Origin of the sequence: Escherichia sp. WS2035 (assembly GCF_046487065.1) — a bacterium.
Lineage (GTDB): Bacteria > Pseudomonadota > Gammaproteobacteria > Enterobacterales > Enterobacteriaceae > Escherichia > Escherichia coli.
Window position 1 is genome coordinate 18,369 of the sequence record NZ_JBJQKD010000020.1, and the last position, 16,897, is coordinate 35,265.

The 16,897-nt window shown below is 50.3% G+C and carries 17 protein-coding genes; 9 read left to right on the forward strand and 8 right to left on the reverse strand.

Going from position 1 to position 16,897, the window contains the following annotated elements; genetic code table 11:
* Positions 1-6 precede the first annotated feature (6 nt).
* Complete coding sequence (yobB, locus tag ACJHX4_RS23590; RefSeq protein WP_000011664.1) at positions 7-663, reverse strand: carbon-nitrogen hydrolase family protein YobB; 657 nt, start codon at positions 661-663, stop codon at positions 7-9.
* Between the two features lie 101 nt (positions 664-764).
* Positions 765-995, reverse strand: a complete 231-nt coding sequence (holE, locus tag ACJHX4_RS23595; RefSeq protein ID WP_000916763.1) for a DNA polymerase III subunit theta — start codon at positions 993-995, stop codon at positions 765-767.
* A 138-nt stretch (positions 996-1,133) separates the two neighbouring features.
* On the opposite strand from holE, the gene yobA reads away from it, so the two are divergent.
* From yobA to pphA, 4 genes are all read left to right on the forward strand, one after another.
* Positions 1,134-1,508, forward strand: a complete 375-nt coding sequence (gene yobA / locus ACJHX4_RS23600; protein WP_000168747.1) for a CopC domain-containing protein YobA — start codon at positions 1,134-1,136, stop codon at positions 1,506-1,508.
* Positions 1,509-1,511: 3 nt separating this feature from the next.
* Positions 1,512-2,384, forward strand: coding sequence for a copper homeostasis membrane protein CopD (copD, locus tag ACJHX4_RS23605; protein ID WP_000879317.1), 873 nt, complete (start codon positions 1,512-1,514; stop codon positions 2,382-2,384).
* A 12-nt stretch (positions 2,385-2,396) separates the two neighbouring features.
* Positions 2,397-2,738, forward strand: coding sequence for a YebY family protein (locus ACJHX4_RS23610; RefSeq protein WP_000976472.1), 342 nt, complete (start codon positions 2,397-2,399; stop codon positions 2,736-2,738).
* A gap of 394 nt (positions 2,739-3,132) precedes the next feature.
* Positions 3,133-3,789, forward strand: coding sequence for a protein-serine/threonine phosphatase (gene pphA, locus ACJHX4_RS23615; RefSeq protein WP_000812745.1), 657 nt, complete (start codon positions 3,133-3,135; stop codon positions 3,787-3,789).
* Here pphA and ACJHX4_RS23620 read toward each other — a convergent pair whose 3' ends face one another.
* The 5 genes from ACJHX4_RS23620 to yebS all read right to left on the reverse strand — a co-directional run bounded on the left by ACJHX4_RS23620 (position 3,790) and on the right by yebS (position 9,843).
* Positions 3,790-3,981, reverse strand: a complete 192-nt coding sequence (locus tag ACJHX4_RS23620) for a YebW family protein (protein ID WP_001296140.1) — start codon at positions 3,979-3,981, stop codon at positions 3,790-3,792.
* Positions 3,982-4,085: 104 nt separating this feature from the next.
* Complete coding sequence (locus tag ACJHX4_RS23625) at positions 4,086-4,322, reverse strand: YebV family protein (RefSeq protein WP_001295499.1); 237 nt, start codon at positions 4,320-4,322, stop codon at positions 4,086-4,088.
* 116 nt (positions 4,323-4,438) lie between these two features.
* Complete coding sequence (rsmF, locus tag ACJHX4_RS23630) at positions 4,439-5,878, reverse strand: 16S rRNA (cytosine(1407)-C(5))-methyltransferase RsmF (protein WP_001296139.1); 1,440 nt, start codon at positions 5,876-5,878, stop codon at positions 4,439-4,441.
* A gap of 79 nt (positions 5,879-5,957) precedes the next feature.
* Positions 5,958-8,591, reverse strand: a complete 2,634-nt coding sequence (gene yebT / locus ACJHX4_RS23635; protein ID WP_001298452.1) for a lipid-binding membrane homeostasis protein YebT — start codon at positions 8,589-8,591, stop codon at positions 5,958-5,960.
* The gene (gene yebS / locus ACJHX4_RS23640) at positions 8,560-9,843 is read right to left on the reverse strand and encodes a membrane integrity lipid transport subunit YebS (RefSeq protein ID WP_001531756.1); all 1,284 of its coding nucleotides are present in this window, start codon (positions 9,841-9,843) and stop codon (positions 8,560-8,562) included. The genes yebT and yebS overlap by 32 nt, the downstream gene beginning before the upstream one ends.
* A gap of 129 nt (positions 9,844-9,972) precedes the next feature.
* Between yebS and msrC the strand changes: the two genes are divergently transcribed.
* The 4 genes from msrC (at position 9,973) to htpX (ending at position 14,406) form a co-directional block, all read left to right on the forward strand.
* Entirely contained in the window at positions 9,973-10,470 is a 498-nt protein-coding gene (gene msrC / locus ACJHX4_RS23645; protein ID WP_001029106.1) for an L-methionine (R)-S-oxide reductase, read from the forward strand.
* 96 nt (positions 10,471-10,566) lie between these two features.
* Positions 10,567-11,265, forward strand: coding sequence for an RNA chaperone ProQ (gene proQ / locus ACJHX4_RS23650; protein ID WP_000431388.1), 699 nt, complete (start codon positions 10,567-10,569; stop codon positions 11,263-11,265).
* Between the two features lie 19 nt (positions 11,266-11,284).
* Entirely contained in the window at positions 11,285-13,333 is a 2,049-nt protein-coding gene (prc, locus tag ACJHX4_RS23655; RefSeq protein ID WP_001055794.1) for a carboxy terminal-processing peptidase, read from the forward strand.
* Positions 13,334-13,524: 191 nt separating this feature from the next.
* The gene (gene htpX, locus ACJHX4_RS23660) at positions 13,525-14,406 is read left to right on the forward strand and encodes a protease HtpX (protein WP_000984517.1); all 882 of its coding nucleotides are present in this window, start codon (positions 13,525-13,527) and stop codon (positions 14,404-14,406) included.
* Positions 14,407-14,451: 45 nt separating this feature from the next.
* Here the strand turns inward: htpX and ACJHX4_RS23665 are convergent, their stop codons facing one another.
* A complete protein-coding gene (locus tag ACJHX4_RS23665) occupies positions 14,452-15,825 on the reverse strand; it encodes an MFS transporter (protein WP_001296135.1) in 1,374 nt (457 codons plus the stop codon).
* 176 nt (positions 15,826-16,001) lie between these two features.
* On the opposite strand from ACJHX4_RS23665, the gene kdgR reads away from it, so the two are divergent.
* Entirely contained in the window at positions 16,002-16,793 is a 792-nt protein-coding gene (gene kdgR / locus ACJHX4_RS23670; protein WP_001262185.1) for a DNA-binding transcriptional regulator KdgR, read from the forward strand.
* Positions 16,794-16,897 lie beyond the last annotated feature (104 nt).

Genomic DNA, 16,897 nt, shown 5'->3' on the forward strand with positions numbered 1-16,897 from the left:
AAAAGCCTAGCGTAATGGAATGATATCGCCTTGCCAACCCTGTGATGAACGCTGACCGACTAACAATAATGAACCACGATCGGCGCGAACGATGAGACGACCATGTTCATCCCATAGTGCACTGTTACCACGGGCATTTGCCATCAGCACAGCAATCGAGTACTGATGTGAAAAAAATTGTAAGCGACGGGCCGACGCCAGCAGGTCGGGTTCTCCCAGACATTGCCCTGTCGTAAACAGTGAACAGGTCGGGTCCATATCCATACCTTGCGGTTGTTCATCGACCACCGTGATGGTTCTGGAACGACGGCCCAGACATGCACCATAACTCTGATGGTAGATCCCTGGCGTTTTTCGCCACGGTGCGAATACCGCAATTCCACGAATAAAGCGATCGTTATATTCAACGGGAAGGCCGGCAATGATGGTCATTCGCCAGGTCGTTGCGGCATAACAAAGCGGGTCTAATAGCGAGAGATCGGGTGGGGCAGGAAGGGCACGTCGCGAATAATCACACCCCAGTAAAGAAAGCGATGGAAAAACTAACAGCTGACATTGTTGCCTGGCGGCGGCCCTCACAAACTCCAGATGATGAGCTACCTGTTCGGTGAGTGAGGTTTTACGAGGCTCATATTGCGCTGCTGCAACTTTCCAGAACGACATAATGACTTCCTTTTCAAAATGACTGCAAATTATGGGGGCGGTTTAGAAAATACTCATAATTTAGCAGGCATTATGTAAGAAAGTGTAACTATGTATAAGTTTTATTTAAGTTTGGGCTCGTAAGGTAAACGTGACAGATTGACCGAAGCCAAACGGTGGGCGATAAGCCGCTCGCGAAACCAGCTGCGCAAATGTTCAGGCTGTTCACGTTCAACCGCTTCAGCGATCACTGGCATATTGTAGCGTTCTTTAAATGCCACCCCTGCCGCCGCCAAATCGACATTCACTTTATCCATTTCTGTTTGATCCAGTTTAGCCAGATTCTTCAGCATTCTTAATCTCCTCATCATTCGCGGGCAAAAGTTACTAAGAGTGAGCCTTGATGGCAAGCCGGAATTGATGATCCTCGACTCAGACATTAGACAAGGTTATGCTCTGTAAAAAAGTTATTACAAAAAGGAATAGATAATATGGCTTCAACTGCACGCTCCCTTCGCTACGCGCTGGCAATCCTGACCACTTCGTTGGTGACACCTTCCGTCTGGGCACATGCGCATTTAACGCATCAGTATCCTGCGGCAAATGCACAAGTGACAGCAGCTCCGCAGGCAATCACTTTAAACTTCTCGGAAGGCGTTGAAACAGGATTCAGTGGCGCAAAAATCACGGGGCCAAAAAACGAAAATATTAAAACATTACCGGCGAAGCGTAATGAGCAGGACCAAAAGCAACTGATTGTTCCACTGGCCGATTCGCTGAAACCCGGAACCTACACCGTTGACTGGCATGTTGTTTCGGTGGATGGGCATAAAACGAAAGGACATTACACCTTTAGCGTGAAATAAATCATGCTGGCGTTTACCTGGATCGCGCTGCGATTTATCCATTTCACCTCGCTGATGCTGGTTTTTGGCTTCGCAATGTACGGTGCCTGGCTGGCCCCCTTAACGATTCGTCGCTTGCTGACGAAGCGTTTTCTGCGTTTACAACAGCACGCTGCCGTCTGGAGTTTGATCAGTGCCACTGCAATGCTCGCCGTTCAGGGCGGGTTGATGGGAACGGGATGGTCAGATGTATTTTCGCCAAACATTTGGCTGGCTGTTTTGCAAACGCAGTTTGGTGGCGTCTGGTTATGGCAAATTGTTCTCGCCCTCGTAACATTGATCGTCGCCCTTATGCAACCGCAGAATATGCCACGTTTGCTATTTATGCTCACTACCGCGCAATTTATTCTGCTGGCGGGAGTCGGTCATGCGACGCTGAATGAAGGGGTAACGGCGAAAATCCATCAGACTAATCATGCAATTCACCTGATCTGTGCGGCGGCGTGGTTTGGGGGATTACTGCCGGTGCTCTGGTGTATGCAACTCATCAAAGGCCGTTGGCGACACCAGGCTATTCAGGCGCTGATGCGTTTTTCCTGGTGCGGGCATTTTGCGGTGATCGGCGTACTGGCAAGCGGCGTGCTTAATGCATTGTTGATTACCGGATTTCCCCCCACGCTTACGACTCACTGGGGCCAACTCTTATTGCTCAAAGCCATCCTGGTGATGATTATGGTGGTCATCGCGCTGGCTAATCGTTATGTTCTTGTACCGCGCATGAGGCAGGATGAAGATCGTGCGGCTCCCTGGTTTGTCTGGATGACTAAACTCGAATGGGCGATAGGTGCGGTAGTGCTGGTGATCATCAGCCTGCTTGCGACTCTCGAACCTTTTTGATGGATTACGAAAATGATGAAAAAAAGTATTCTGGCGTTTCTGTTACTCACCAGTTCTGCAGCTGCGCTGGCGGCACCGCAGGTGATTACCGTCAGCCGTTTTGAAGTAGGTAAAGACAAATGGGCGTTTAATCGCGAAGAGGTGATGCTGACTTGCCGACCGGGTAATGCTTTGTATGTCATTAACCCAAGTACTCTCGTGCAGTATCCTTTAAACGATATCGCACAAAAGGAAGTTGCCAGTGGGAAGACTAAAGCCCAACCCATTTCGGTGATTCAGATTGATGATCCTAACAATCCCGGCGAAAAAATGAGTCTGGCACCGTTTATAGAGCGAGCTGAAAAACTCTGTTAATTACCTAAAATAGCCTTTTGATTTCCAATAAAAAACCGCCTCAGTTCTTTCACCAGAACGGGCGGTTTTTAATATTTAAGCTGATGACCACCACGCTTTTTATTGACCATTTTGCACGCAAACTGGAAAACCTGGCGTCGTCATCTATTCTTAAAGAGCAAGGCAACTAAGCCTGCATTAATGCCAACTTTTAGCGCACGGCTCTCTCCCAAGAGCCATTTCCCTGGACCGAATACAGGAATCGTGTTCGGTCTCTTTTTATCTGTTAAAAGCCAGAAGCATTCCCTTCGCTGACTTTATAGTCAACCATAACACACACTCTACTGTTTGAGTCCAGCGTTTTTTAACATTCTTGTTAAGATTATGTGATCTTTAGCGCGGGAGGAAAATATTGATGAAACAGCCTGCGCCCGTTTATCAGAGAATTGCGGGTCATCAATGGCGACATATCTGGCTTTCAGGCGATATACACGGTTGTCTTGAGCAATTGCGCCGCAAATTATGGCATTGTCGTTTTGATCCGTGGCGAGATTTACTTATCTCAGTGGGAGACGTTATCGATCGTGGGCCGCAAAGTTTACGTTGCCTGCAGTTACTGGAACAACATTGGGTTCGTGCGGTAAGAGGCAATCATGAACAGATGGCGATGGATGCGCTGGCATCCCGGCAGATGTCTTTATGGTTGATGAATGGCGGCGACTGGTTTATTGCGCTGGCAGATAATCAACAGAAACAAGCGAAAACGGCGCTGGAAAAATGTCAGCATTTGCCCTTTATTCTTGAAGTACACAGCCGCACCGGCAAACATGTTATTGCTCATGCCGATTATCCAGATGATGTTTATGAATGGCAAAAGGACGTCGATTTGCATCAGGTCTTGTGGAGCCGCTCGCGATTAGGTGAACGCCAAAAAGGGCAGGGAATTGCAGGTGCTGATCATTTCTGGTTTGGTCATACACCTTTGCGCCATCGCGTGGATATTGGCAACCTGCATTATATTGATACCGGTGCTGTCTTTGGGGGAGAACTGACTCTTGTGCAATTGCAATAATTAAAAATCACCGTACTCCTGTGCAGGTCGCCAGAAACCATCTATAAAATCCTCAATCGGAAAACAACCGCCATGGCGGATCCGTTGATCGCTCATAGAATAAAGACACTGCTGTTCCGTGTTGTAGACATCCACAACAATATCTTCACAACCGCCATCCAGGTAGCAAACAAAAAGTACCAGCGCGAACATTTCATCCCCGAAGTGTGGTGCCGTACCGTTAAGTTTAGGAGAGATTTTACAACGGGGGAATAACCCGGACAAATAACCCGCCATGCCGACGGGTTCTTTTTGGATCAGGCAAGACGCATAATCCAGGCATCAGATTGTTGATCGTAACGGGTACGGTAAAGGACAGAGTGTTCGCCATTTAGCAGGGCAGGGATACTGGTTTCAGCATCCCAGGCATCCAGTTGCATACATAAATCGGGGTCTGATTTACAAGGAATGGTTAACGTTCGATCACCCGGCGATTCGCCGTGTAATTCGCCGTCGTCGATTTCAAAAGCGCCTATGCGCACACTGGTTTTCATCTTCGTGCTCTCCATTTAGCTGCCGGTTGTGGTACGACCAGTCCGATCGCACCATTTTTCAGCCTAGTTGAGGCAGTCGAATGTGCCAGTCAAAAAGTGCGCTTTTTTGTGCGCTGTCAGGCGTTACCGGTAAAAAGTTTCCCGTCGCGCACCAGTTCACGCGGGTAGCTGTTTTTCAGTCGTGAACCAATCCGTTTGGCTAAACCAATCGGCTGATGCTGGAAAGTAACCAATACATCATCCGCCACTGGCGCGGCATGCGGGTATACATCGCGCCCGCGATACCACTCCTCCGCTTCCTGCGGTGTCAGTTCAAAAGCGTTCACATTGTCGGGGGAGGCAAGGGCAATAACGGCCTCATGCTGCCAGCGATAACCTTTGTTGTGCGTTTCGGCAAGTTTAATCCCCAAGCGAGAAAATCGGACTTTACCGATCAGGGCTTCAATGCCCACCGGGAACAACCACAGTTCTTTGTCACGCTGCCAGAGTCGCAGGTTTTCATCCCAGTTTAAGCCAACACTTGCAGCCGCCTGACGAATTTGACCGGCTTCGCGATCTTTCACTGGGCTAAACGGGAAATTGCCCACTTTGTATTTTGGGGCGGGTAAGACGGGGATCGCCTGAGTTTTACGCAGACGAGCAACGAAGAAGCCTTCGCAGTCGTAAATTTGTGGGAAAACATGCAAAAAGCCTTCCTCGGTCAGCGCCTTGTTTGCACCAGGGAAGAGATCGCCAAGCGGTAAAAACTCTACTGCGTCGGGGTAAGTCTCTTTCAGCCACAGGCAAACGGCTTCGTTTTCTTCCCGGTTTAAGGTACAGGTCGAGTAAACCAGCGTACCGCCAGGACGTAATGCATGAAAGGCGCTGTCGATCAGCTCCCGTTGGGTCGCTGCGATTTCCTGATTGCTTTCTGGTGACCAGTTTTTTAGCGCATCGGGATCTTTACGCACCACGCCTTCGCCGGAGCAGGGAGCGTCCAGCAAAATGGCATCGAACATTTCTGGCACTGCCGCACCAAATACGCGGCCATCAAAATGCGTGAGCGCAACATTACTGATGCCACAGCGGCTGATATTGGCATGTAACACTTTTACCCGACTGGCGGAAAACTCATTGGCAAGGATTGCCCCTTCGTTATTCATCCGCGCGGCAATTTGCGTCGTTTTGGAACCTGGTGCAGCAGCGACATCCATCACCCGCTGTGGTGCATTACCGTCAGCAAACAAGGCGGCAACAGGCAACATTGAACTGGCTTCCTGAATATAAAACAGGCCGCTTAAATGCTCGGCGGTACTACCCAACGGCAATGCATCTTCATTGTCGCGTTCAATCCAGAAACCTTCTTCACACCACGGAATTGGCGTAAGCGTCCAGCCATAAGGAGCGGTTAATTGCAGGAAATCAGCAACGGAGGTTTTCAGCGTATTAACGCGAATGCTGCGGCGCAACGGGCGCTGACAGGCGGCAAGAAAATCATCAAAAGAGAGCGTCGAAGGCATCGCTTCGCGCATTTGTGTCAGAAAGGCGTCCGGGAAATAAACGGTGTGTTGGGCCACGAGCATATACCACTGGCAAAAAAACAGGCGTGCAGTTTAGCATAAACGCTCCGGCGCAGGCACGCCGGAGCAGTGGGCATTATTTGGGAAGCGCAGTTCCCCATTCACGCCACTCTTTCGGTTCACTTTCCTGCAACAGGAAGTGCTTGCCTTCCTGGGCTTTCGGTGCCAGTGGCGTACCCGGAGGCGTGGCGAAGGCGATGCCGCCACGGATAAACTGGTTAAAGGTGCCGGTTTTCACTACGCCGCCCGTCAGACCAAAGTCCAGACTGTAACCCGATGCCAACCAGAAGACGGAATTGTTACGCACCAGGTGTTGATAGCGTTTACTGATGCGCATCGCAATCATCACGCGATCTGACAATGTCCCCAGCGTCATTCCGGTAACCGTACCTACTTCCAGACCACGGAACAGCACAGGTGTACCGATACCTAACGAACCGGCTTCCGGCGCTTCAACAATAATGCTTAAGCCATCCAGGTAACGCGAATCAGTAATGGTGGCCTCTTGTAATTCAAAGTCGCGGCGAGGATTGCCCCGGCCTGGTTCGACGTTGATATACGGCTGGAGGATAGTATCAAGATGCTCAACGCCAGCTGCCGAAATTTGCGGTGTGACCACTGAGAAGCGCGTACCACCGCGAGCAAAGGTCTGGACATATTCCGGATAGAGCACCGCCTTTGCCTGTACTTCATTGCGCGCGGTAATCAGATCCAGCGTCTGGATTTGCCCGATATCAATACCGAGATAGCGAATTGGCATCCCGACCGCCAGTTTTCCGGCATCGAAAGCGTGAAGCGTAATTTGCCCGCCAACCGCACGGGCCGCTGTTTCGGAAGCATACAGAATACGCTTGTCGCCTTTACGCTGACTGGCGCTGGCACCGCTGAGGTTATCGAAGCTAATAGCCCCCTTTAATGCTCTGGAGAGCGGGGATGCCTGTACGGTCAGGCCACTACCATTCAGCTGAACTTTCGCCCCACCTTCTGCCCAGAACACGCTGTTGCTGGTCAGAAGGTTGCGATACTCCGGTTTAATATGCAGATCGATATCAAACGCGTTAGCTCGCGGACGCACAGTAATAACTTCACCAACTTCAAATTTACGGTACAGCACTACCGATCCTGCCTGCACATCCGGCAGCGTCTCTGCACTCAAACTCACGGTTGTGGTGGGTAAATCGCTAAGGCTGTTCTCCAGCGCTTTTTCCAGATTGGCATACAGTGGATAGCTGGCTTTCATCTCGCCTTTATCGCCCGGCAGAATACGTATTCCGCCATTGATCCATTCTGAGGCGCTGGCACCGAGAAACTCAACGCCATCCAGCCCCACCTTCACGTCGACACGGCTGTTGACGACAAATTTGCTATCGCCTTTTACCAGTTCGCGATGCTGAGGCTCGATGGCGACGGTAAAGGTGACGCCTTTGCTGGTGAGTTTACGATCGATAACCTGGCCTACCTGCACGCCGTGAAGAATGAGCGGCTGACCAGCATCAATACCGTAACTTTCTGGTGCTGTCAGGGTCAGTGTCAGAACATCCGGCTCTTGCAGCAGGGCTTTTTCGCCTGGCACAACCACGAACTCCTTACGTGGCTCGCCATCGCCGGGCACCAGTTCGAAGGTTTTGCCGGTCAGCAGGGCACTGAGATTAGCATCGCTAAGGGATAATTTTGGATTACGTAATTCGATGCGGGTATTTTCACGAAGCAGGGTGACGACGCTGGGATCAACGGTCATTTCCCCAGTGACTTTACCACCAGGATTTAAATCCAGTTTAGTCAGCTGTCCGACTTCCAGCCCCTGATACATTAACGGCGTCGAGTCGGCGGTTAATCCGGCACCGCCTGGCAGTTCCAGTTTTATTATTACGCCACGTTGGCTATGGGCCAGGTCTTCATACAGACCAAAGGTATCTTCCGCTTCGGCAGGTTTCGACTCTTCAGGTGAATCGAAGGCAATCGCACCGTTAACCAGTGCCGCCAGACTTTCCAGTTTCACCTTCGCGCCACTGATACTGACGTTGGCATCAACGCCGGAAACGTTCCAGAAACGGCTACCTTTTTTCACCAGATCGGTAAAACGCCGCTCGATCAGGACATCAATCACCACGCCTTGCTTGTTGGGATTGATGGCATAGTCGTAGACTTTACCCACCGGGATCTTGCGGAAATAGACCAATGAACCACTGCTCAGTGAACCGAGATCGGGGGCTTGCAGGTGGATCATCAGATCGCCATTGTCCAGCCGATATTTCGGTTGGGTGTCGAGTGCGACAAAGTGATCCTGCTCTTTACCTTTACCCGGCATCATGCCGATATAATTACCACCGACGAGGGCGTCCAGCCCGGAGACACCTGCCAACGAGGCCTTTGGCGTCACCAACCAGAACTGTGTCTCTTCGCGCAGCGCATCTTTCATATCGGACTTGATGCTGACCTTGACTTCAATCTTACGAAGATCGTCGCTGAGGCTGATATCCTGCACTGTTCCAACTTCAACGCCCTGATAACGAACAGGCGTACGGCCTGGAACAATACCATCCGCCGACATAAAGTCGATGGTGACAGTATTGCCCCGGTCCTGATAACTGTCCCAAATCAGCCAACCAGCAATCATTAGCGCGATGAACGGCAGCAGCCAGAAAGGTGAGATACGGCGTTTATTTTTAATCTGCGCTTCAGTCGTCGAAGCGGGCGTTTCCTGACTCATGTGCATCCCAAAGTAAGCGGCTGTCCAGCCATTCCACAGCAAGAATAGTCAAAATTACCGCTGCGCCGAAATAAAACGCAGCCGGTCCCATAGTAAAAGCGAGGATCTGATCGCGATTAATCAGCGACATGGTTAAAGATATGACAAACAGGTCGAGCATCGACCAGCGACCAATCCAGGTCACCATCCGCAGTAACAGAATGCGTGTGCGTAAACCTTGCTGGCATTTAAAATGAATACTCAACAGTAAAGTGAACATGACGATCACTTTAGTAAACGGTACCAGAATACTGGCGATAAACACGATTCCCGCAACTGCAATGTTGCTACTTGCCAGCGACATAATTCCGGAAAGAATCGTATCTTCCTGCCGACCACCATTCAGATAAATGATAGAGATAGGCAACAGGTTGGCAGGTAACAACAAAACGATTGACGCTAACAGCGCCGCCCAGCATTTTTGCAGACTATGACGGCGACGCAGGAGTAGCGGGATATGGCAACGCGGGCAGCGACCACGCTGATCAGGATAGCCGGTAAAATGGCACCCAAGACAGACACGGAGTTTCTCGTCCCTTCGCGTAGCGGGGCGCTGCGGATAAAATCGCTCCCACAGTTCTTCGACATTAAGATGTGACAACGTCACCGTCGTTAAAATCACCAACGCCACAAAAGAGAACAAGCCGACCCCCGCCTGGATATGGGCATAATCCTGTACCTTTATAGAAGCAACGCCAATGCCGACCAGGTAGATATCCAACATCACCCACTCTTTCAGCCGCTCAAGCATCAGCAGTACCGGGCGTAAATTCATTCCCAATCGGTTACCAAACCATAAATAAGCTATGGAGGTCACCAGAATGAGGGGGGCACCGATAACGCAGAAAAAGACCATCGCCCCCGTTATCGCATCGCCCTGTTTGGTCATTTGCCAGATGCCTTGCATAACGTTGGCGTCAATACGAATGCCTAACAGCCAGATATGCAACAGCGGTTCGCCCCAGGCAAACGGCATAAGCAACAGCATGGTGAAGGCCATTGCCGCCAGGCGCGTTAGCGACCAGTCGCGCCCGTCACGAATTTTTGCCTGACAGCGCGGACAATAGGCACTTTGATGAGAATTTATCTCGGGCAGGCTAAACAGCATGTCACATTGCGGGCAACGTTGGTAATCACCACGCGGCAGTTCCTCGCCGATAGCCCTCACTGTTATCTTCTTTGTCGGCGTAATTTGTGGTGTGTTAAGAGCCATGACGTGCCAAATGTAATAAGAATTAACATTAATCTTAACCCATGATGGGAATGATCTTGAGCATTAACGCATTTAATGCTTATTTTAATAGGCTGGCAGTTCCAGGTAAGACAACCAAGTGATTATATAATGAACAAAGCAGAATTTTACGCGGATTTAAATCGCGACTTTAACGCGCTGATGGCGGGAGAAACCAGTTTTCTGGCAACGCTTGCGAACACCAGTGCGTTGTTATATGAGCGTCTCACTGACGTAAACTGGGCAGGTTTTTATTTGCTTGAGGACGATACACTGGTGCTCGGACCATTTCAGGGCAAAATTGCCTGTGTCCGGATACCCGTTGGGCGCGGCGTATGCGGCACTGCGGTTGCCCGCAATCAAGTGCAGCGTATCGAGGATGTTCACGCGTTTGACGGGCATATTGCCTGTGATGCGGCGAGTAATTCTGAAATTGTTCTGCCACTGGTGGTGAAAAATCAGATTATTGGTGTTCTCGACATCGATAGTACCGTCTTCGGTCGCTTTACAGACGAGGACGAGCAAGGCTTACGTCAGCTTGTGGCACAGCTTGAAAAAGTGCTTGCAACGACGGATTACAAAAAATTCTTTGCGAGCGTCGCAGGATAATCAACGGATAACGTAGCATTTACTGATAGCGTCATTATAATGACGCCTGTTCATGCCTGCGCTTGTTGGCTACGTCCGTTGTAATCAGGAAATTTCATGGAAAATCAACCTAAGTTGAATAGCAGTAAAGAAGTAATCGCGTTTCTGGCCGAACGTTTTCCCCACTGTTTCAGTGCGGAAGGTGAAGCGCGTCCGCTGAAAATCGGTATTTTTCAGGATTTGGTCGATCGTGTTGCCGGGGAAATGAACCTGAGCAAAACGCAATTGCGATCCGCTTTACGTCTCTACACTTCGAGCTGGCGTTATCTTTACGGTGTTAAATCCGGCGCAACGCGTGTTGATCTTGACGGCAACCCATGCGGTGAGCTGGACGAGCAACATGTCGAGCATGCTCGCAAGCAGCTTGAAGAAGCGAAAGCGCGTGTTCAGGCACAGCGTGCTGAACAGCAAGCGAAAAAACGCGAAGCTGCCGCAGCTGCTGGTGAGAAAGAAGACGCACCGCGCCGCGAACGCAAGCCACGCCCGACCACGCCACGCCGCAAAGAAGGCGCTGAACGTAAACCTCGTGCGCAAAAGCCGGTAGAGAAAGCGCCAAAAACAGTAAAAGCACCTCGCGAAGAACAGCACACCCCGGTTTCTGACATTTCAGCTCTGACTGTCGGACAAGCCCTGAAGGTGAAAGCGGGTCAAAACGCGATGGATGCCACCGTATTAGAAATCACCAAAGACGGCGTCCGCGTCCAGCTGAATTCGGGTATGTCTTTGATTGTGCGCGCAGAACACCTGGTGTTCTGAAACGGAGGCCGGGCCAGGCATGAACATGTTTTTTAGGCTTACCGCGTTAGCTGGCCTGCTTGCAATAGCAGGCCAGACCTTCGCTGTAGAAGATATCACGCGTGCTGATCAAATTCCGGTATTAAAGGAAGAGACGCAGCATGCGACGGTGAGTGAGCGCGTAACGTCGCGCTTCACCCGTTCTCATTATCGCCAGTTCGACCTCGATCAGGCATTTTCGGCCAAAATCTTTGACCGCTACCTGAATCTGCTCGATTACAGCCATAATGTGCTGCTGGCAAGCGATGTTGAACAGTTCGCGAAAAAGAAAACTGAGTTAGGCGATGAACTGCGTTCAGGTAAACTCGACGTTTTCTACGATCTCTACAATCTGGCGCAAAAGCGCCGTTTTGAACGTTACCAGTACGCTTTGTCGGTACTGGAAAAGCCGATGGATTTCACCGGCAACGACACTTATAACCTTGACCGCAGCAAAGCGCCCTGGCCGAAAAACGAGGCTGAGTTGAACGCGCTGTGGGACAGTAAAGTCAAATTCGACGAGTTAAGCCTGAAGCTGACAGGAAAAACGGATAAGGAAATTCGTGAAACCCTGACTCGCCGCTACAAATTTGCCATTCGTCGTCTGGCGCAAACCAACAGCGAAGATGTTTTCTCGCTGGCAATGACGGCGTTTGCACGTGAAATCGACCCGCATACCAACTATCTTTCCCCGCGTAATACCGAACAGTTCAACACTGAAATGAGTTTGTCGCTGGAAGGTATTGGCGCAGTGCTGCAAATGGATGATGACTACACCGTTATCAATTCGATGGTGGCAGGAGGTCCGGCAGCGAAGAGCAAAGCTATCAGCGTTGGTGACAAAATTGTCGGTGTTGGTCAAACAGGCAAGCCGATGGTTGACGTGATTGGCTGGCGTCTTGATGATGTGGTGGCCTTAATTAAAGGGCCTAAGGGCAGTAAAGTTCGTCTGGAAATTTTACCTGCTGGTAAAGGGACCAAGACGCGTACTGTAACGTTGACCCGTGAACGTATTCGTCTCGAAGACCGCGCGGTTAAAATGTCGGTGAAGACCGTCGGTAAAGAGAAAGTCGGCGTGCTGGATATTCCAGGCTTCTATGTGGGTTTGACAGACGATGTCAAAGTGCAACTGCAGAAACTGGAAAAACAGAATGTCAGCAGTGTGATTATCGACCTGCGTAGCAATGGTGGTGGGGCGTTGACTGAAGCCGTATCGCTCTCCGGTCTGTTCATTCCATCCGGCCCGATTGTTCAGGTCCGCGATAACAACGGCAAGGTTCGTGAAGACAGCGACACCGACGGACAGGTCTTCTATAAAGGCCCGCTGGTGGTGCTGGTTGACCGCTTCAGTGCTTCGGCTTCAGAAATCTTTGCCGCGGCAATGCAGGATTACGGTCGTGCCCTGGTTGTGGGTGAACCGACGTTTGGTAAAGGCACCGTTCAGCAGTACCGTTCATTGAACCGTATTTACGATCAGATGTTACGTCCTGAATGGCCAGCGCTGGGTTCTGTGCAGTACACGATCCAGAAGTTCTATCGCGTTAACGGCGGCAGTACGCAACGTAAAGGCGTAACGCCAGACATCATCATGCCGACGGGTAATGAAGAAACGGAAACGGGTGAGAAATTCGAAGATAACGCGCTGCCGTGGGATAGCATTGATGCCGCGACTTATGTGAAATCAGGAGATTTAACGGCCTTTGAACCGGAGCTGCTGAAGGAACATAATGCGCGTATCGCGAAAGATCCTGAGTTCCAGAACATCATGAAGGATATCGCGCGCTTCAACGCTATGAAGGACAAGCGCAATATCGTTTCTCTGAATTACGCTGTGCGTGAGAAAGAGAATAATGAAGATGATGCGACGCGTCTGGCGCGTTTGAACGAACGCTTTAAACGCGAAGGTAAACCGGAGTTGAAGAAACTGGATGATCTACCGAAAGATTACCAGGAGCCAGATCCTTATCTGGATGAGACGGTGAATATCGCACTCGATCTGGCGAAGCTTGAAAAAGCCAGACCCGCGGAACAACCCGCTCCCGTCAAGTAATATCTATCAGGCACAAGAAATTGTGCCTGATTTTTTAACAGCGGCAAGATGCCGTAAATCAGATGCTACAAAATGTAAAGTTGTGTCTTTCTGGTGACTTACGCACTATCCAGACTTGAAAATAGTCGCGTAACCCATACGATGTGGGTATCGCATATTGCGTTTTGTTAAACTGAGGTAAAAAGAAAATTATGATGCGAATCGCGCTCTTCCTGCTAACGAACCTGGCCGTAATGGTCGTTTTCGGGCTGGTACTGAGCCTGACAGGGATACAGTCGAGCAGCGTTCAGGGGCTGATGATCATGGCCTTGCTGTTCGGTTTTGGTGGTTCCTTCGTTTCGCTTCTGATGTCCAAATGGATGGCATTACGATCTGTTGGCGGGGAAGTGATCGAGCAACCGCGTAACGAAAGGGAACGTTGGCTGGTCAATACTGTAGCAACCCAGGCTCGTCAGGCGGGGATCGCTATGCCGCAAGTGGCTATCTACCATGCGCCGGACATCAATGCTTTTGCAACTGGTGCGCGCCGTGATGCCTCTCTGGTTGCTGTCAGCACTGGTTTGCTGCAGAACATGAGCCCGGATGAAGCCGAGGCGGTAATTGCTCACGAAATCAGCCACATCGCCAATGGTGATATGGTCACCATGACGCTGATTCAGGGCGTGGTGAACACCTTCGTTATCTTTATTTCCCGTATTCTGGCGCAGCTTGCCGCGGGTTTTATGGGCGGAAACCGTGATGAAGGTGAAGAGAGCAACGGCAACCCGCTGATCTACTTTGCGGTTGCAACGGTTCTGGAACTGGTGTTTGGTATTCTGGCGAGCATTATCACCATGTGGTTCTCGCGTCATCGTGAATTCCATGCTGATGCGGGTTCAGCAAAACTGGTTGGTCGCGAGAAAATGATTGCCGCGCTGCAACGCCTGAAAACCAGCTATGAACCGCAAGAAGCAACCAGCATGATGGCTTTCTGCATTAACGGTAAGTCGAAATCGCTCAGTGAGTTGTTCATGACCCACCCGCCGCTGGATAAACGTATTGAAGCTCTGCGTACGGGTGAATACCTGAAGTAATATGACGTAAATACTAAAAAGCGCGTCCTGATCGACGCGCTTTTTTTATGCCCTGGATCGTGGCTGAGTGATACGTAAACCACTGACACAGGCAGCAATCACTGCCAGAATAGCCGCAGCTATCAGCGAGACGTGCGTACCATTATCACCAAACTGATTTAGCATCAGCGCTACCAGAGCCGCGCCGCTACTCTGACCCAGAAGACGAGCCGTCCCTAACATGCCACTGGCTCCACCGCTACGTTCGCGAGGAGCGGAGGTAATAATGGTGTGGTTATTGGGTGACTGGAACAAGCCAAATCCAGCACCACATAAGATCATCGGCCAGATAATATTGATATCCGCAGGTGACGCTGGCAGCAGAACCAGGGAAAAAAGCCCCGCAGCCATGATGAATAACCCTAAAGCACCCAGCAATCCTGCATGTACGCGTTCAATCAAATAGCCTGCCAGTGGAGCCATAACCATCGTTGCTAACGGCCACGGTGTCAGAAGTAAACCTGTTTCGACTTCACTACGCCCGAGCACGGTTTGCAGGTAAAAGGGAAGGGAAACCATTGCCAGCATTTGTGCGCAGAAAGAGCAAACAGATGTGCAAATAGAAAGTGAAAACAGCGGGATACGCAGTAAATCCACCGGTAGCAGCGGTACGGGAAGAGAAAGCTGGCGGCGAATAAAGAAAATACCAACGACAACCATTACCACCAGTTCCGCACCAATCAATGTCAGCGATTGCCCCTGAGCGAAACCACTCAATGCAGTAATAAGCAGGCCGAAGGTTAACGCGTTCATCACGGCGCTGGGCAGGTCGAAACGGGGTTTACTGGCGCGAGAACCATTGGGTGGCAGAAAACGCATCGCCAGAAGCAGGGCGATAATACCCAACGGTACGTTGATTAAAAATAACCATTTCCAGGATGCGATGGAGAGGATTGCTGCAGCAATTGTCGGCCCGGCAGCAGAAGAGACGGCAACAATAAACGAGTTTATGCCCATCCCTCTACCCAGAAAACGTTGTGGATAGATCAGGCGGATAAGTGCGGTATTAACGCTCATCAACGCTGCACCGCCGAAACCTTGTATGACACGCGCAAGGGTGAGCATTTGCAGCGAATCAGAAAGGGCGCAGAACAGTGAAGACAACAGAAAAACGACCAGACCGCATTTATAAATACGTCGATAGCCAAACATATCGCCCAGAAACGAAAACGAGAGCAGGGAGATGACAATGGCGATTTGATAGGCGTTCACTACCCAGATGGAACTGGCCGGCGTGGCATGAAGGTCCGTAGCGATTGTTGGCAAGGCGACGTTGGCGATTGCGCCGTCAAGGACAGCCATCGAAATACCAATCACAATGGTTAATATCGCACCGTATCGCAGGGGCAATGGCAGGCCGTCGGCCTGAACTTTTGGCATAGGAATTTTATATCTTTGGTGAATAATCAACAGGGGTATGATTCTAGCACTGATATTCACGGTGGATGTCGCAGAATTGTAACTAACCGGCAAAAGATGGATTGCGACCACCCAGGTGCGAAATTATAATAAAAAACAGTTCTGATTTTTATAAAACACTCGCAATGAGGTGATAAATGGCTAACGCAGATCTGGATAAACAGCCTGATTCTGTATCTTCCGTGCTAAAAGTTTTTGGCATTTTGCAGGCGCTGGGTGAAGAGCGCGAAATAGGGATAACCGAGTTGTCGCAGCGCGTCATGATGTCAAAAAGCACCGTTTATCGCTTTTTACAGACCATGAAAACCTTAGGTTATGTGGCGCAGGAAGGGGAGTCGGAGAAATATTCGCTGACCCTGAAATTGTTTGAACTGGGCGCTCGCGCGTTGCAAAACGTCGATTTAATTCGTAGCGCAGATATCCAGATGCGTGAGATCTCCCGCCTGACCAAAGAAACTATCCACCTCGGCGCACTGGACGAAGACAGTATTGTTTACATCCACAAAATTGACTCAATGTACAATTTGCGCATGTATTCACGGATTGGGCGTCGTAATCCGCTGTACAGCACCGCGATTGGTAAGGTACTGCTGGCATGGCGCGATCGCGATGAAGTGATGCAAATTCTTGAGGGCGTGGAGTATAAACGCAGTACCGAACGGACCATCATCAGTACAGAAGCGTTATTACCCGTTCTGGACCAGGTGCGCGAGCAGGGGTATGGCGAAGATAACGAAGAGCAGGAAGAAGGACTGCGTTGCATTGCGGTTCCGGTATTTGATCGCTTTGGCGTGGTCATTGCCGGTCTGAGCATCTCCTTCCCGACGTTGCGTTTCTCTGAAGAGCGTTTACAGGAATATGTCGCAATGTTGCATACCGCGGCGCGCAAAATTTCTGCCCAAATGGGTTATCACGACTATCCGTTCTGATGAGAGTAAGAACCTGTCTGAATATCAAACAGACAGGTTCTTTATTTAGCATGAGAAAAATAAAGTTGAAGGTGGCGTTATATTAAACGCACTTGCGATAAGAA

Coding starts and splice junctions, on each gene's coding strand:
- kdgR (WP_001262185.1), top strand. CDS start 16,002: ATGGCTAACGCAGATCTGGATAAACAGCCTGATTCTGTATCTTCCGTG.
- prc (WP_001055794.1), top strand. CDS start 11,285: ATGAACATGTTTTTTAGGCTTACCGCGTTAGCTGGCCTGCTTGCAATA.
- ACJHX4_RS23610 (WP_000976472.1), top strand. CDS start 2,397: ATGATGAAAAAAAGTATTCTGGCGTTTCTGTTACTCACCAGTTCTGCA.
- ACJHX4_RS23620 (WP_001296140.1), bottom strand. CDS start 3,981: ATGTTCGCGCTGGTACTTTTTGTTTGCTACCTGGATGGCGGTTGTGAA.
- copD (WP_000879317.1), top strand. CDS start 1,512: ATGCTGGCGTTTACCTGGATCGCGCTGCGATTTATCCATTTCACCTCG.
- proQ (WP_000431388.1), top strand. CDS start 10,567: ATGGAAAATCAACCTAAGTTGAATAGCAGTAAAGAAGTAATCGCGTTT.
- yebT (WP_001298452.1), bottom strand. CDS start 8,591: ATGAGTCAGGAAACGCCCGCTTCGACGACTGAAGCGCAGATTAAAAAT.
- ACJHX4_RS23665 (WP_001296135.1), bottom strand. CDS start 15,825: ATGCCAAAAGTTCAGGCCGACGGCCTGCCATTGCCCCTGCGATACGGT.
- yobB (WP_000011664.1), bottom strand. CDS start 663: ATGTCGTTCTGGAAAGTTGCAGCAGCGCAATATGAGCCTCGTAAAACC.
- holE (WP_000916763.1), bottom strand. CDS start 995: ATGCTGAAGAATCTGGCTAAACTGGATCAAACAGAAATGGATAAAGTG.
- yobA (WP_000168747.1), top strand. CDS start 1,134: ATGGCTTCAACTGCACGCTCCCTTCGCTACGCGCTGGCAATCCTGACC.
- msrC (WP_001029106.1), top strand. CDS start 9,973: ATGAACAAAGCAGAATTTTACGCGGATTTAAATCGCGACTTTAACGCG.
- yebS (WP_001531756.1), bottom strand. CDS start 9,843: ATGGCTCTTAACACACCACAAATTACGCCGACAAAGAAGATAACAGTG.
- ACJHX4_RS23625 (WP_001295499.1), bottom strand. CDS start 4,322: ATGAAAACCAGTGTGCGCATAGGCGCTTTTGAAATCGACGACGGCGAA.
- htpX (WP_000984517.1), top strand. CDS start 13,525: ATGATGCGAATCGCGCTCTTCCTGCTAACGAACCTGGCCGTAATGGTC.
- pphA (WP_000812745.1), top strand. CDS start 3,133: ATGAAACAGCCTGCGCCCGTTTATCAGAGAATTGCGGGTCATCAATGG.